The organism is Aeromonas dhakensis, from assembly GCF_000820305.1.
Classification (GTDB): Bacteria; Pseudomonadota; Gammaproteobacteria; order Enterobacterales; family Aeromonadaceae; genus Aeromonas; species Aeromonas dhakensis.
In genome coordinates this window covers 40,356-56,286 of the sequence record NZ_CDBH01000044.1, presented here as the reverse complement: position 1 = coordinate 56,286, position 15,931 = coordinate 40,356, and the positions used below count along the sequence as shown (strand labels likewise).

Here is a 15,931-nt window from a genome sequence, read left to right as displayed (position 1 = left end):
AGCGCGGGCGGTGAGTCCGCGGTTTTTGTCGCAGCCTCATATGGGGTGTTGGCAGCGGTGCTCATACGGGCAAGAGGGGTCGGCCCTGCACGGCGGGCCAAGACGGGCAATATCCACAGATAAGTTCCAGTTTTATCGACATAAAAATCCCATTGACCGGGGGATTTCAAAGCGAGTATTTTACCGCCGCACAAATACAAATTGATAATCATTATCATTTTGAATCATATTTGAGGGTGTAACGTGGATACTCTTGTGATGGAAAATAGCGCGCCTGCCCAGGCTGCGTCACCGCCCGAATTCTTGTTTACCTCGGGGCAGGGCACGATCAGTGCCACTGACCTGGGCCAGCCTATCACCACCCCCGCCTGTGAATGGCCTTTGCTGGAACAACAGATTGCCGACGCGCTGGCCGCGGCCAGCGCCGCCGGCCAGAGCAACCCCCTGCTGATCGGTGCCTTTGCGTTCGACCCGGCGGAGGCCTCCTGCCTCTATGTGCCCGGCCGCTATAAGCGGGGCGATAAACTGGCCCCGACAGAGCCGTCATCGGTGACAGCGGCCGAGCAGGCCGTCGAGGCCAACCGGGTCATCTCGGTGCAGAGCACCCCGCCGGCCAGCGAATTCCAGGCCTCGGTCAGTGCGGCGCTGGATGCGTTTGCACAAGGCCGGCTATCCAAGGTGGTGTTGTCGCGCAAGCTGACACTCACCCTGCATCAGCCCGCCGATCCGAAGCGGGTGATGACCCGTCTGATGGCCCAGAACCCCCACGCCTTCCACTTCTCCCTGCCGCTCGGCCAGGGCCGCCGTCTGCTTGGCGCCAGCCCGGAGCTGCTGCTGCGGGTCAGCGGGGGAGAGGTGTTCACCCATCCGCTGGCGGGCTCCGCCAGACGGGCGAGCGAGCCGGCGCAAGACGAAATGGTGGCTCGGGATCTGCTGGCCTCTCGCAAGGATCAGCATGAACACAAGTTGGTGATCGACGAGATCCGCCGGGTGCTGACCCCCCACTGCCGCGAGTTGGCGATCCCGTCCAGCCCCTCGCTGATGAGCACGGATACCCTCTGGCATCTGGGTACCCCCATCGCCGGCCGGCTGCACGGTGGCGAGGCATCGGTGCTGTCACTTGCCTGCCAGCTTCATCCCACCCCGGCCCTGTGCGGCTATCCCACCGATCTAGCCCGCCAGTTTATCCGCGAGCAGGAGCCCTTCCGGCGCGCCCTGTTCAGCGGCATCGTCGGCTGGTGCGACAGCCAGGGCAACGGCGAGTGGGCCGTAGTGATCCGCTGTGGCGTGCTCAATGGCCATCAAGTGGAGCTGTTTGCCGGCGCCGGTATCGTCGCGGGCTCGGATCCCGCCATGGAGTGGGCCGAGACCGGCACCAAGCTGGGCACCATGCTCAAGGCACTGGGTCTGGATTTGGAGGTAGCGCAATGAGCGATACCAACCGCTTCCTGCCCTATACCCGCTGGCCCGAGGAATTGGCCCGGCAGTACCGCGCCAAGGGCTATTGGCGCGGTGAGCCGCTGACAGCCATGCTGGTGCGTCAGTGCGAGCAGGCCCCCGACGCCGAGGCCATTCTCTGCGGCGAGCGCCGCTTCAACTATGGCGAGCTGGACGCCGCCTCGAGCCGGCTGGCCGCAAATCTGGCCCGCCGCGGCCTGGGGGCAGGGGATACCGCACTGGTGCAGCTCCCCAACGTGGCCGAGTTCTATCTGGTGTTCTTTGCCCTGCTCAAGGCCGGCATTGCGCCGGTCAATGCGCTCTTTAGCCACAACCGGCTGGAGCTCCTCTCTTATGCCGAGCAGATCACACCGCGCCTCTTTATCGGCTCGCTGGCTCATCCGCTGTTTGCGAGCAAGGGACGCGAGAGCGAGCTGCTGACAAGCATCGGCGCCGAGCTGGCGCTGCTGGATGGCGACGCGGGGGAGCTGGGGCTGACCCGCTGGTTCGACGAGGGGGATGAGGGGATCTCCCCATCCGTCTCCTTTGCCCCGACCCCGGCGGACGAGGTGGCCTTCTTCCAGCTCTCCGGCGGCAGCACCGGCACTCCCAAGCTCATTCCCCGTACCCATGACGACTATTACTACAGCGTGCGCCGCAGCAATGAGATCTGCGGCCTAGGCCCTCATACCCGCTATCTGTGCGCCCTGCCGGCGCCCCACAACTTCCCCCTGAGCTCCCCGGGCGCCCTGGGGGTGTTCGAGGCGGGCGGCACCGTGGTGCTCGCCCCCGACCCCAGCCCCATCAGCTGTTTTCCGCTGATTGCCCGCCACAGGATCAATCTCACCTCGCTGGTGCCGCCGGCGGTCTCGCTCTGGTTGCAGGCCGCGGAAGCGGATCCCGCTGCGCGCACTCAGCTCGAGAGCCTCGACTTGTTGCAAGTGGGCGGCGCCAAGCTGGGGGAGGCGGTGGCCAGCAAGATTGGGCCGCTGCTCGGCTGCCGGCTGCAGCAGGTGTTCGGCATGGCGGAGGGGCTGGTCAACTACACCCGGCTGGACGACCCCGACGAAAAGGTCATTCACACCCAGGGCCGCCCCATGAGCCCGGATGACGAGGTGCGCATCCTCGATGAGGCGGGCAATCCGGTCGCCCCCGGCGAGCCTGGCGCCCTGCACACCCGCGGCCCCTACACCTTCCGCGGTTACTACCGGAGCCCGGCCCACAACGCCCGGGTGTTCGATAGCGAGGGTTTCTACTGCTCCGGCGACCTGGTGGTACAGGATGCCGATGGTTACCTGACCGTGGTGGGGCGGCAAAAGGATCAGATCAACCGGGGCGGCGAGAAGATCGCGGCGGAAGAGGTGGAAAACCAGCTGCTGCACCACCCGGCTATCACCCATGCGGCCCTGGTCTCCATGCCCGACAGCGCCATGGGGGAGAAGAGCTGCGCCTTTATCGTCACCACCGAGCCGGGGCTCAAGCCGCTGGCCTTGCGCAAGTTTCTGCGCGAGCGCGGGGTGGCGGACTTCAAGCTGCCCGACCGCTTCGAAACCCTGGACGCCCTGCCCATGACGGCGGTGGGCAAGATTGACAAGCAGGGGCTGCGGGCGCGCATTGCGCACCTCATCGCCGTCAGCCAGTCCCTGACAACCGCATAAAACTAAAAAAGGAATCATGACGTTATGGCTATCCCAACCCTGAACAATTACGCCATGCCCAGCCAGTGGAAGGCCAACAAGGTCAACTGGTCTCTGGATCCCAAACGCGCCGCCCTGCTGATCCACGACATGCAGGAGTACTTCACCGCCTTCTATGGCGAAAACAGCCCGTTGATTGCTGCCCTGACTGAGCGCCTGGCCGCCGTGCGCAAGCAGTGCAAGGCCCTCGGCATTCCGGTCTTCTACACCGCCCAGCCCAAGGATCAATCCCCTGAGGATCGCGCCCTGCTCAATGACATGTGGGGCCCGGGGCTCAACAAACGGCCCGAGCAGCAGCAGGTGGTGGCAGCACTGCGCCCGGAGCGGGACGACACCGTGCTGGTCAAGTGGCGTTACAGCGCCTTCCAGCGCTCCGAGCTGGAGCAGATGCTCAAAGCGCTGGGACGGGATCAGCTGATCATCGGCGGCATCTACGGCCATATCGGCTGCATGATGACCGCCTGCGACGCCTTCATGCGCGACATCCAGCCCTTCTTCCTGGCGGACGGGGTGGCGGACTTCTCCCTGGCCGACCACCAGATGGCGCTCGACTATGTGGCGACCCGCTGCGGCAAGGTGATCCGCTGCGAGGAGGTGCTGGCCCTTGCGCCGGCTTCCGCTTCTGCCGCCCAGAGCAATCCGCTCCTGACCAATCCGCTCCTGACTTACGAGGGGCTCAAGGCACGGCTGCTGAGCCATATCGACGAGGACGAAGGGGAGTTTGACCCCGACGAGAACCTCATCGACTACGGTCTGGATTCGGTGCGGATCATGGCCCTGCTCACCGAGTGGCGCGCCGCCGGGGTGGAGCTCGGCTTCGTGGATCTCGCCAAGCTGCCGACCCTCAACGGCTGGTGGCGCCTCATCGAGTCCAAACTGGCAGCCCAGACGCTGGAGGTGACCCCATGAACCGCTTCCCCTTGACCATCCCCCAGCAGGGGCTCTGGTCCGGACATCTGCTGAACGACGACAAGGCGATGTTCAACACCGCCGAGTGCATCGCCTTCGACGGCAAGGTCGAGGCGGCCGTGCTGGTCGCAGCCCTTGCCAAGGCGGTGGGGGAGTGCGAGGCGCTCAAGGGCCACTTCGAAGACGATAAGGAGGCGGTCTGCTTCGTCCCGGCCGAGCTGCCCCTGGCTTATGAAGAGATCTCTCTCGAGCGCGATGACGAGACGCTGGCCCGCGCCTGGGCCTGGGCCGATCTGCGCCGCCCGTTCGAGTTGACCCAAGAGGCGCCCTGCCGCTTCGCCCTGCTGCGCGGCCCCGGCCGCGATTACCTCTACAGCTGCGTGCACCACATCGCCCTCGACGGCTTTGGCACCACCTTGCTGTTCCAGCGCATCGCCGAGCTCTATGCAGAGGGGCTGGCCGGTGAGATGAACTCCCCATCCCCCTTCGGCTCGTTGGCTGAAGTGCTGGCCGAAGAGGCGAGCCGCGAGCAGAGCGGCAAGAACGCCGCCGCCCGCGCCTTCTGGCAGGAGCAGCTGCAAGGCTGGCCCGAGGTAAAATCCTTTGGCGAGACCCGCGCGCCGATTGCTGCCGAATTTATCCGCGAGAGCCGCCCGCTGCCGGCGGCGCTCTGGCAATCCCTGACCGGCTTTGCCGACGAGCACAAGCTGGGCTGGCCCGATCTGCTGCTGGCCGGTCTCTCTGCCCAGCTGTCGCTGTCGAGCGGCCAGGATAAGACCCTGCTCGGCCTGATGATGATGAACCGCATCGGCTCGGCGTCGCTGACCGTGCCCTGCATGCAGATGAACATTACCCCGCTGGCGCTGACACTGGGTGAAGAACTGGATCTGGCGGGAGCCGCCGGCGCCGTGGCCAAGGCCAAGCGCGGGGTGCGCAAACACCAGCACTATCGCTACGAGCTGCTGCGCCGCGATCTGGGCCTGGTGGGGGGCGACAAACGCCTGTTCGGCCCGCTGGTCAACATCATGCCGTTCGATCACGCTCGCCGCTTCGGGCCGCTATCTGCCCATATTCTCAACATCAGCGCCGGCCCGGTGGAGGATCTCACCATCGAGGTGCAGGTCGGCGTCGATGGCCAGCCCAGACTGGATCTGGACGCCAACCCCTGCTGCTACTGTCAGGCGGATCTGGCAGCCATCGCCGATACCCTGTTTGCCCTGCTGGGCCGCTGGCTGGCCGAACCCGCCCAGACCCTGGGGACCCTCAAGGCCGACTGGCTGGCCGAGCAGCGAGCCAGCGCCCTGATCGCCGGCCCCGCCGATGAAGTGATCAAGGCACGGCCCGTGCTGGACGCGCTCTGCCACTTCGCCGCCCGGACCCCGGACAAGATTGCCTTGATTCAGAGCACGGCGCAGGGAGAGGCCCGCTTCAGCTACGAGGCGCTGCTGGCCCGCTGCGAGCAGATGGCGGCCGCCCTGCAGGCCGAAGGCGTCGCCCCCGGCGACAAGGTGGGGGTCATGCTGGCCCGCAGCCCCCAGGCCATCTTCGCCCAGCTGGCGGTGCTGCTGGCGGGCGCCGTCTATGTGCCGCTCGACCCCGAGCAGCCGCTGGAGCGCCAGGGCCATATCCTGCGGCTGGGGGAGGTCAAAACCCTGATCACCCAGGCCGAGTACCGTCACAAGCTGGCCAGCCTGTTTGAGGGGCGCACCCTGCTGGCGGGGGATCTGGTGAGCGATAACCGCTTGAACCAGCCGGCCGCCGGCCGCGCCGTCGCCTACCTGATGTTCACCTCGGGTTCGACTGGCCTGCCCAAAGGGGTGGCGGTCAGCCACGGTGCGCTGGATCACTTCGCCGCCGCCGCCCGCTGCCGTTATCACCTGGATGAAGAGGCGCGGATGCTGCAATTCGCCCCCTTCAACTTCGATGCCAGCATCGAGGAGGTGTTCGCCACCCTGAGCGCCGGCGCCACCCTGGTGCTGCGCACCGACGCCCTGCTCGAATCCATGCCCGCCTTTGCGGCCGGGGTGGAGCAGATGGGGATCACCCACCTCGATCTGCCCACCGCGTTCTGGAACGAGTGGGTGGTGGCGCTGACGGCGGGTCAGGCCCACATTCCTGCCGGGCTTACCACCGTCATCATCGGCGGCGAGGCGGTCTACCCCGAGCAGCTGGCCCAGTGGCAGCGTCAGGGCCGCTCCGATGTGCGCCTGTTCAACACCTACGGCCCCACCGAGACCACTGTGGTGGTGACCACCCAGGAGCTGCAACAGGAAGACCCGAGCCAGGCCCAGTTGCCCATCGGCCTGCCGCTGCCCGGCATGCAGGCGCTCATTCTGGGAGCAGGGGATCAACCCGCCAGCGAGGGGGAGCTGGTGCTGCTCGGCCCGCAGCTGGCCAATGGCTATGTGGGGGGCGTGCAAGGGAGCTTTGGCTCCCAGCGGATCGGCGAGGAGGAGCTGCCCGTCTATCGCACCGGCGATCGGGTGCGCCTGGTGGATGGCCGGCTGGTCTACCTCGGCCGGCGCGACAACGAGTTCAAGATAAGCGGCTATCGTATCCAGCCCGGCGAAGTGGAGGCCCAGCTGCTGGCCCTGCCCGGGGTGGACGAGGCCTGCGTACAGGGGGTGAGCATCGGCAGCGTGCGCCGGCTGGTGGCCTTCGTGGCGGGGCCGGAGCGCGACAGCCGGGTCATCAAGGCGCAGCTGGCCAGGGTGCTGCCTGCCGCCATGATCCCCACCGACTATCGCCACTATGACCAGCTGCCCCGCACCGGCTCCAACAAGCTGGATCGCAAGGCCCTGCTGGCCGCCTACCAGGCGGGCGGCGAAGCCCTGACCCTGGGCAGCGAGACCGAGAACCGGGTTGGCGCCATCTGGCAGCAGATCCTGGGGCTCGCCACCATGGCGCCTACGGACAACTTCTTCGAGCTGGGGGGCCAGTCCCTGCAGACCATCCAGATCGTCAACCGGCTCGGCGCCGAGTTCGGGGTGCAGGTCAAGGTCTCCGACGTGTTCGATCACCCGCGACTCGATGACTTCTGCCGCTTCCTCGACGGCCTGCTTGCCGAGGACGAAGAGAGCGTGGAGATGGTGTGGTGATGGATAAGGAGCAACAAGCAATGGCCTTTGATTTCACTGGCAAGCGGGTCTGGGTGACCGGGGCCGGGCGCGGCATCGGCCGCGAGGTGGCCACGCAGTTCGTGGCGGCCGGCGCATCCGTGGTGGGGCTGGATCTGGCGTTTCCCGAAGCCGATTACCCCTATGCCACCCGGCTGCTCGATATCGGCGACTCGAAGGCGGTCAACGCCTGCTGCGCAGCGCTGCTGGCGGACGGCGGGCTCGATGTGCTGGTGAACGGGGCCGGGGTACTGCGCCTCGGCCCCACCGAGACCTTAAGCGATGACGACTGGCACGACTGCATGACGGTCAACGCCAGCGGCGTCTTCTATCTGCTGCGGGCACTGGTGCCCCACTTCAAGGGGCAGCGGCGCGGTGCCATCGTCACCATCGGCTCCAACGCCGCCCATGTGCCGCGCATGCAGATGGCGGCCTATTGCGCCTCCAAAGCGGCGGTCACCAGCCTGACCCAGACGGTGGGGCTGGAGCTGGCCCCCTTCGGCGTGCGCGCCAACCTGGTGTCGCCGGGCTCGACGGATACCCCCATGCTGCGCGGCATGCTGCCAAGCGAGGAGGCCATGGCCCGCACCATTGTCGGGTTGCCGGAGCAGTTCAAGCTCGGCATCCCCCTGCGCAAGGTGGCCACCCCGGCGGAGATCGCCCATACCGTCCTCTTCCTGGCCTCGGATCTGGCCAGCCACATCACGCTGCAGGATCTGGTCGTCGACGGCGGCGCCACCCTGAGTGCCTGAGGCTTGAGAAACAGATGAACAATATGATTTTGCTGTTGAAACGGCTGGACGGTCAGAGCGTGAAGCTCGCCCTGAATGAGAAGGGGCAGGACGGTTTTTATTCCCATCGAGCCACGCCGGCTGTCTGAGGTACAGATGAACAATATGATTTTGCTGTTGAAACAGCTGGAACGGCAGGGAGTGAAGCTTGGGCTGAACGACAAGGGTCAGCTTATCTCCCAGTCGAGCAAGGAGGCGGTAACGCCGGCCATCGGCGCCACCATCAAGGCCCACAAGGATGAGCTGGTGCGCTGCCTGGCGGCCCGCGCCGCCTTCGAGGCGCCCATTCTTGCGCAACGTGATGCCGAGGGCGCCCGGCAGGGGCCGCTCTCCTCGTCCCAGAGCGGGCTCTGGTTTATCGAGCAGTACGAGGAGGCCTCCCACCTCTACAATATGCCGGTCTATTTTCGCGTGAAGGGAGAGCTAGACACGGCGGCGCTGGAGTTTGCCTTCGACCACCTGTTTGCCCGCCACCCCAGCATGCGAACCCGCTTCATCAAGGACGAGGCGGGCAGGGGGGCGCAGGAGATCCTGCCCCACACGCCCTTCACGTTGCAGATCGAGGACGTGAGCGCAGAGCCCATTGCCGAGCGCGAGGCCTATGTGGCCCGCCGGGTGCGGGAAGAGATTGGGCGCCCCTTCTCCCTGACTCAGGGGGATCTCAGCCGGGTGCACCTTATTCGACTCGGCAGCCGTGAGCACGTGCTGCTGATCACCCAGCACCACATCATCTCCGACGGCTGGTCGGTCAAGAACATGTTCGCGGATCTCAAGCGCGCCTTCCTGGCCCATCAGAACCGCGAACCCCTGCAGGTGAGCGAGCTGCCGCTCACCTACATCGACTATGCCCGCTGGTTCAACTCGGACCGTTTTCTCGATTATCACGCCGAGTTCAAGCCATTCTGGGTCGACCGGCTCGGCGGCAGCCCCGAGGTGCACGGCCTGCCGCTCGACAAGCCGCGCCCGGCCCATCAGGACAGCGGCGGCGAGCTGGTCTTCTCCACCATCGACAACGCGCTGTGGGAGAGCTTCAAGCGCCTCTGTCAGCGCCACAGCACCTCCAACTTCATCGGTCTGCACGCCCTGTTTGCGCTGTTGATGGTGCGCCAGAGCGGCGATAAGGAGGTGGTGATCGGCACCCCGCTCGCCTATCGCGAGCGCCACGAAATCGAGTCGCTGGTGGGCTTTTTCGTCAATACGCTCGTGCTGCGCACTCAACTCAGCGGCAAGCCCAGCTTTGTCGATTATCTGCAGCAGTGCCGGGAGGAGGATCTGGCGGCCTTCGATCACCAGCTCTACCGTTTCGAGGCGCTGGCCGAGGCCATCGGCGCCGATCGCACTACTGCCATCAACCCCATCTTCCAGATCATGCTGGTCTATCAGGCCAAGGTGGACTTCAACGATCTTATCCCAGGCTGCCAGCTGGTGGAGGAGACTTCGCCTGTGCTGCCGGCCAAGACCGACATCTCGGTCAAGGTGACCGAGCTGATGGACTCCGTCAGGGTGGACTGGCTGTTTGCCACCGCCCTGTTCGAGCGAGAGAGCATTCAGGCTTTTGCCGATCGCTTGCTGCACCTGATGCGCGCCGTGGTGGTGGCCCCCGAGACCGACATCTGGCAACTGCCGCTGGAGGCGGGCACCGACCAGGTCGCGCTGGCCGCACAGCTTGCCGACCTGCCGCAAGACTACCCGAGCCGCGACACCCTGCTCTGTCATATCGAGCGGCGTGCAGGAAAGTGCCCGGATGCGCTGGCGGTCAGCGACGGTGCGCAATCGTTGACCTATGGCGAGCTGGAGGTGCGTGCCAACCGGCTGGCTCACTGGCTGCAATCCTGTGGCGTCACCCCGGGCGCCGCCATCGGCATCCAGGCCAGACGCGATGTGGCCTTTGTCATCGCCCTGCTCGCCTGCTGGAAGGCGGGGGCGGCCTATGTACCGCTGGATCCTGCCTATCCCGCCGAGCGGCTGGCCCATATCCTCACCGACGCTGGCATCAGCCTGGTGCTGGGGGGCGTACCGGACTCGCGGCTTGGTGAGGCGCTGGCGGGTACGACTGCCGCGTATCACGATCTGCACCAGCTTGCGCTGGACAAGATGCCCAGCAGCGCCCCTGCCGTGCCCCGCGATGCCGCCATGCTGGCCCAGATCATCTACACCTCCGGCAGCACTGGCCTGCCCAAGGGGGTCATGGTGGAGCAGGGCAGCCTGGTCAACCTGATGGTGGATCACGGTGAGCGCATCGCCATTGATCAGAGTGGCGCCATGTTCAACTGCATGTCCCTCTCGTTTGATGCGGGCAACATGACCAGCTTGCTGCCGCTTTACTGCGGCGCGGCCCTGCACTTCGGCGAGCCGGGCGAGGGGGTGATCAGTGCCGCGATCGCTTGCGGTGCCAGCCATATGATTTTGCCGACCGCCCTGCTGGCGAACCTGCTGCCACCGGCGGATCTCGGCTCCCTCAAGGCCATCGGCTTTGGCGGCGAGGCGTGCCCGAGCAGCCTGGTGGAGCGCTGGGGAGAGCGGGTGGCGCTGTTCAACATGTACGGCCCGACCGAGTGCACCGTCACCGCGCTCTGCGCGCGGCTCACCCCGGGGGCGCCCATCACCATAGGTAGCCCCGTCAACAACCTGAAGGCGCTGATCCTGGACGAGGCGGGCAACCTCTGTCCGGTGGGGGTGCCCGGCGAGCTCTGCCTGGCAGGGCTGGGGCTGGCCCGTGGCTACCTCAATCTGCCAGAGCGCACCCAGGAGGCCTTTATCGAGCTGGCGCTGGCGGAACGTACCCATCGCCTCTATCGCACCGGCGATCGGGCCCTGCTGCGCCGCGACGGCAACATCCAGTATCTGGGCCGGATAGACGAGCAGATCAAGCTGCGCGGCTATCGCATCGAGCCGGGGGAGATAGAGACCCGGCTCGCCGAATTGTGCCCGGCGATGCGCCAGATCAAGGTGGTGGTGCAGGAGGGGCGCCTGCTCGCTTACGCCTGTCTGCAGGCCGGGGCGAGCGAGCCCGACGGCGATGCCCTGCTGCAGCGGGCCGGCGAGTGTCTGCCCGAATACATGGTGCCGGCGCGCCTCTGCTGGCTGCCCGAGATGCCGCTCACCCCCAACGGCAAGCTGGACTTGCGCCGCCTGCCCGCCATCGTCTGGCAGCAGAGCAAGGGCGAGCCGCAAAACGAACTGGAGCAGACCGTGCTCGCCATCTGGCAAGGGGTGCTCAAGCAACCGCTCGGGGTGGAGGATGACTTCTTCCGCTTGGGCGGTGACTCCATCCTCAGCATCCAGCTCACCACCCGGTTGCGGGATGCGGGGCTGCACTGCAGCGTGAAGGACGTGTTCGAAGCCAAGACGGTGCGCCGCCTTTGCCGCCAGCTCGGCCAGCAGCAAGCCGTCAGCCACAGAAGCGAGCAGGGCAGCCTGACCGGCGAGTTCCCGCTCCACCCCATTCAGCACTGGTTCTTCGAGCAGGGCTTTGCCAAGTCCGGTCACTGGAACCAGGGGGTGATCCTGCGCCTGCCGGCCGGGGTGGACGATGAGGCCCTGCGCGGCTGGCTGGATACCCTGCGCCAGCACCACGATGCCCTGCGCCTGGCGGTGACCCCGACCGGTCAGCGCTACCTGGCCGAGCTGCCATTGCCGCCGCTGCCGACCCTGGATGCCGCCAATCTCGATGAGGTCGAGCTGCAGGCCCGCCTGACCGAGCTGCAGGGAGATTTTGACCCTGCCAGCGGCCACACCCTGGCCTGGGCCCGCCTGCGCAATCTCTCTCTGGAAGGTGAGCGGGAGGGCGATCGCGAGACGGTGGAAGGGCTCTTCCTCGCCTTCCATCACCTGGTCATCGATGCGGTCTCCTGGCGCATCCTGGCCGAAGATCTGGCACGGGTGAGCAGGGGCGAGCCGCTGCCCGCCAAGGGCAGCAGCTATCGTCAGTGGGGCGAGGGGCTCGCGGCCTACGCCAAACGGGAAGAGGAACAGCTTGGCTTCTGGCTGGCTCAGGGGGAAGGCAGCCAGGGTCACCTGCTGATCGCTGCGCGCGCCGTCGATGGCCGCGCCGCCGCCAGCCTGCTGCAACTGAGTCAGGAGACCACGGCCCGGCTCATCGACACCGCCAACCAGGCCTACTTCACCCGGGTGCCCGACCTGCTGCTGGCAGCCCTGACCCGTACCCTGAGCGAGCAGGGTTACGGCAGCCGTCACTGCGTGATGCTGGAAGGACACGGCCGTGAGGCCATCGATGCGGAACTGGACGTGAGCCGTACCCTCGGCTGGTTCACCAGCACCTATCCGCTGGCGCTGGCGGATGCCGGGGCGTGGGATGCGCTGGTGTGCGCCACCAAGGAGCAGCTGCGCGCCGTGCCGGACAAGGGGGTGGGTTTCAACGCCCTGCGGTTGCACCACCCACGTGGCTGGGCACTGCCCGAAGCCCTGGTGGTCTTCAATTACCTGGGGGTCAGCCATCAGGGCGAGGCTGCTCAACCCTGGCAGCCCCTGCCGATGGCACCGGGGGCACCCAGTTCCCCTGACAACCTGCCGCGCGAGCTGGTCAGCCTGCACGGGGGCGTCTACAACGGCTGCCTCACCCTGCGTCAGGTCGGTGCCCTCAACCAGCAGGCGAGCGACGCCCTGATGGCGCGGCTGGCGGAGAACCTGACGGCGCTGGTGGAGCACTGCTGCAACCTGCAGGCTCCGCGCCACACCCCGAGCGACTTTCCGGGGATCGCTCTCTCGCAAGCTGCGCTCGATGGGGTGCTGAACGGGCGCGAGGTGGAGACCCTGCTGCCCATGACCTCGCTTCAGCAGAGCATGTTCCATCACAGGGCGTTGCTGCCCCGGGATCACGCCTATCACCTGCAGACCGAGATTGACTATCACCAGCCGCTGGACGTGGCGGTCTACCGTGAGGCCTGGCAGGGGCAGATCGCCCGCTGGCCGGCCCTTCGCAGTGAACTGGTGCTGGCGGACGGGGTCGCGCTGCAGCGCATCTTGAAGCACGCCGAGTTGCCATTCCACTATGAGGACTTGTCTGAAGTGGAAAATGCAGAGGCACGGGTTCAAGCCTACCGCGAGCAGGATCTGGCCCGTCCGATCCCGCTGGAGCAGGCGCCCCTGCTGCGCCTTGCCTGTTTCAAATTGGCCCCCGATCACCACAAGGTGATCTTCAGCGCCCATCACGGCGTGCTGGATGGCTGGAGCGGTCCCGTGTTGCTGGGTTCCTTGCATCGCGGCTATCAGGCGCTGATGAACGGCCTGTTGCCGCAGGGCGAGCCGGATACCGCCTGGCTCGAATTTGGCCGCCATATCGCGAGCCAAGCCCGCAGCGCCGAGGCCTACTGGCAGGGGCGGGGCGAGCTCTTGGCCAAGCCCAACGATCTCGCCTGCCTGTTCGGGGTGACGCTGGACGCTAGCTCAAGCGGGCGCCATACCCAGCAGCGACCGGCGGTGTGCGCCACGGCGTTGCCGACCGAGGTGGCAACCTTGCTCGCGAGCCGTGCCCGCGAGCTTGGGGTGACCGCGGGCCTGTTGGCCCAATATGCCTGGCACCGTCTGCTGGCACGCCGCTCTGGCGATGCCGTCACCCTGGTGGGCAACGTGACCCCGGGCCGGGACTATCCCATCGAGGGGATCACCGCGAGCGTCGGGCTCTACATCAACAGCCTGCCGCTGGCGCTGGCGTGGCACACCGAGCTGACCCTGGCCGAGCATATCGCCCAGTTGCAGACCGACCTGATGGCACTCAATGAGCACGGCACCCAGTCGCTGGCGGCACTGACCAAAGGCCGGGCGCGTCTGTTTCAGAGTCTGTTCGTGTTCGAGAACTACCCCATGCCGGCGGCCCCTGCCGCCCCCGAACCCCACCAGCTGGTGCCGCGCTTTGGCGCCGTGGTGGAGAAGGTGGAGCTGCCGCTCTCCTTGGTGGTCAGCAGCCGGGGTGAGACGCTCCAGCTGCGCCTCGAGTTCGACGGCGAGCAGATCCCCGAGGCCCAGGCCGAGGCGGTGCTGGCTGACTGGCTGGCCGAGCTCGACTGGTTGGCGCAGGCGGATCTGAGCCAGCCGGCCAGCGTGGTGGCGGTCCAGTCCCCGGTGATGCCGCAGGTGGCCGCCACCAAGGCTGATGAACCCGGCCTGGCTCAGCCGCCGGCCGAGGCCCGCGCGCTGGTGGCCCTGTGGGAGCGCCAGTGCGGCGTGCCCGGTATCTGGCAGCAGACCCTGTGTGAACTCGGGGTGGATTCGGTGCAGCAGCTCGCCCTGCTGGCGGCCCTCAACGAGGCGTTTGGCCAGGAGCGGGCGCAGCTCACCCTGCAGACCCTCAAGGCCCATCCATCCCCCAGCCGGCTCTATCGGCACTGGCTGGTGCACCAAACGGAGGCCGCGCTATGACGGTGACCATCAAGCATAAGGCTCCGCTCGTGCAAACCCGGCCCGCCCCCCGTGAGGGGGCGGCCAACCTGGGCGCACGGTTGGCGGCTTGCCTCGCTGCTACCCCGCTGGCCCCCGCCATCTGCATGGGTGGGGAGTGCATCAGTGAGGGTGGATCAGATGAGCAGTGGCTTAGCTACGGCGCGCTCAATGCCAGGGTCGGCGAGATTGCCGCCCGCCTGCAGGGGCTGGCGGTGGGGGAGCGGGTCGGTCTCTATCTCTCCCGCGGCCCCGATCTGGTGGCCAGCCTGCTGGCCTGCCTGCGCCTCGGTCTCACCTTTGTGCCGCTCGAGCCGGATTTTCCGGTGGAGCGGCTGCAGGGGATCGCCCGTCAGGCGCGCCTGTCGGCGGTGATCTGCGACGGCGACAGGCCGGCTCCCGCCTTCGGTTGTCCGCTACGCACCCTCGACGGGCCCGCAGCGGCAGGGGCCGTCTCCTGGCCCCAGGTGGATGACGCCCTGGCTGCCTACATGATGTTCACCTCGGGCTCCACCGGCGAGCCCAAGGGGGTGGTCATCAGCCGGCGGGCCCTGCTCTGCTTCCTCGACGGGATCCGCGAGCGGCTCGGGCTCTCACCGAACTGCCACTGGCTCTTTATCACCACCCCGGCCTTCGACATCTCCCTGCTGGAGATGCTGGGGCCGCTTTGGGGTGGTGGCCGGCTGACGGTGGCCGGCGGCGAGCACAACAAGGATCCGCTGGGGATGCAGGCCTTGCTCGAGGCCGCCCCCTCCATCAACTGGCTGCAGGCCACCCCGGCCTGTTGGCGCATGCTGCTCAAGGCTGGCTGGCAGGGGCGCAATACCCTCACCGCCCTGTGCGGCGGCGAGGCTCTGGACGCAGGTCTGGCCGAACAGCTCTGTGCCCGTACCCGGCGGCTGTGGAACTGCTATGGGCCGACCGAGGCCACCGTCTGGTCGCTGGTGAGCGAGGTGCGTTGGCCACCGACTGATGGCCAGATCACCATCAGCCACAGCCTGCCCGGCTATCGGCACTGGGTGCTGGACGAGGCGGGGCAGCCGGTAGCAGAGGGGGAGTGCGGCGAGCTCTGCATCGAGAGCCCGGCCCTGTGCGAGGGGTACTGGCGCAAGCCGGCCTTGACCCGCACCGCCTTCCTGCGCCTTGCCACCCATCGCCTCTATCGCACCGGCGATCGGGTGCGGTGGCTGGGGACGGACCGTTTCCTCTATCTGGGGCGGCGCGACGATCAGGTCAAGTTGCGCGGTTTTCGCATCGAGCTCGGCGAGGTGGAGGCGGGACTGCGCCGCCAGGCCGGGGTGCAGGAGGCGGCAGTGCGTCTGGTGGGCGAGGGGGACGAGGCCATGCTGGTGGGCTACGTGGAGGCGAAGAGCGGGGTGACCCTCAATCGCCTCGCCCTGCGCAAGGGGCTGCAGGCGACGCTGCCGCACTACATGGTGCCGGCGCGGCTCATCCTGCTGGATGCCCTGCCCAAGACCGGCAGCGGCAAACTGGACAGAAAGGCGCTGCCTTTGCCGGAATAAGTTGGATGTTAAAAGCCATGGATAAAAAAAAGCCCGCAAATGCGGGCTTCTTTGTGGGCGCT

General features: G+C 66.8%; 7 protein-coding genes. All 7 read left to right on the top strand.

The features are described 5' to 3' along the window. Window positions 1-243 precede the first annotated feature (243 nt). The 7 genes from BN1143_RS10575 (at window position 244) to amoH (ending at window position 15,869) form a co-directional block, all read left to right on the top strand. Window positions 244-1,431 carry an isochorismate synthase gene (locus BN1143_RS10575; protein WP_042050585.1) on the top strand — a complete coding sequence of 396 codons (1,188 nt, stop codon included), beginning with the start codon at window positions 244-246 and terminating at the stop codon, window positions 1,429-1,431. Beyond that, window positions 1,428-3,095, top strand: a complete 1,668-nt coding sequence (locus tag BN1143_RS10570; protein ID WP_042050583.1) for a (2,3-dihydroxybenzoyl)adenylate synthase — start codon at window positions 1,428-1,430, stop codon at window positions 3,093-3,095. Before BN1143_RS10575 ends, BN1143_RS10570 begins: the two co-directional genes overlap by 4 nt. Before the next feature lie 24 nt (window positions 3,096-3,119). Further along, window positions 3,120-4,043: an amonabactin biosynthesis bifunctional protein AmoB gene (gene amoB / locus BN1143_RS10565; protein WP_042050581.1), complete on the top strand. Its 924-nt coding sequence runs from the start codon at window positions 3,120-3,122 to the stop codon at window positions 4,041-4,043. Continuing rightward, window positions 4,040-7,141 carry an amonabactin biosynthesis non-ribosomal peptide synthetase AmoF gene (amoF, locus tag BN1143_RS10560; RefSeq protein WP_042050579.1) on the top strand — a complete coding sequence of 1,034 codons (3,102 nt, stop codon included), beginning with the start codon at window positions 4,040-4,042 and terminating at the stop codon, window positions 7,139-7,141. The genes amoB and amoF overlap by 4 nt, the downstream gene beginning before the upstream one ends. A 20-nt stretch (window positions 7,142-7,161) precedes the next feature. After that, window positions 7,162-7,911, top strand: coding sequence for an amonabactin biosynthesis protein AmoA (amoA, locus tag BN1143_RS10555; RefSeq protein ID WP_042050578.1), 750 nt, complete (start codon window positions 7,162-7,164; stop codon window positions 7,909-7,911). Between the two features lie 135 nt (window positions 7,912-8,046). Then, on the top strand, window positions 8,047-14,328 hold the full coding sequence (gene amoG, locus BN1143_RS10550; RefSeq protein WP_042050577.1) for an amonabactin biosynthesis non-ribosomal peptide synthetase AmoG: 6,282 nt from the start codon (window positions 8,047-8,049) through the stop codon (window positions 14,326-14,328). Further along, window positions 14,325-15,869 carry an amonabactin biosynthesis glycine adenylation protein AmoH gene (gene amoH, locus BN1143_RS10545; RefSeq protein ID WP_042050575.1) on the top strand — a complete coding sequence of 515 codons (1,545 nt, stop codon included), beginning with the start codon at window positions 14,325-14,327 and terminating at the stop codon, window positions 15,867-15,869. The genes amoG and amoH overlap by 4 nt, the downstream gene beginning before the upstream one ends. Window positions 15,870-15,931 lie beyond the last annotated feature (62 nt).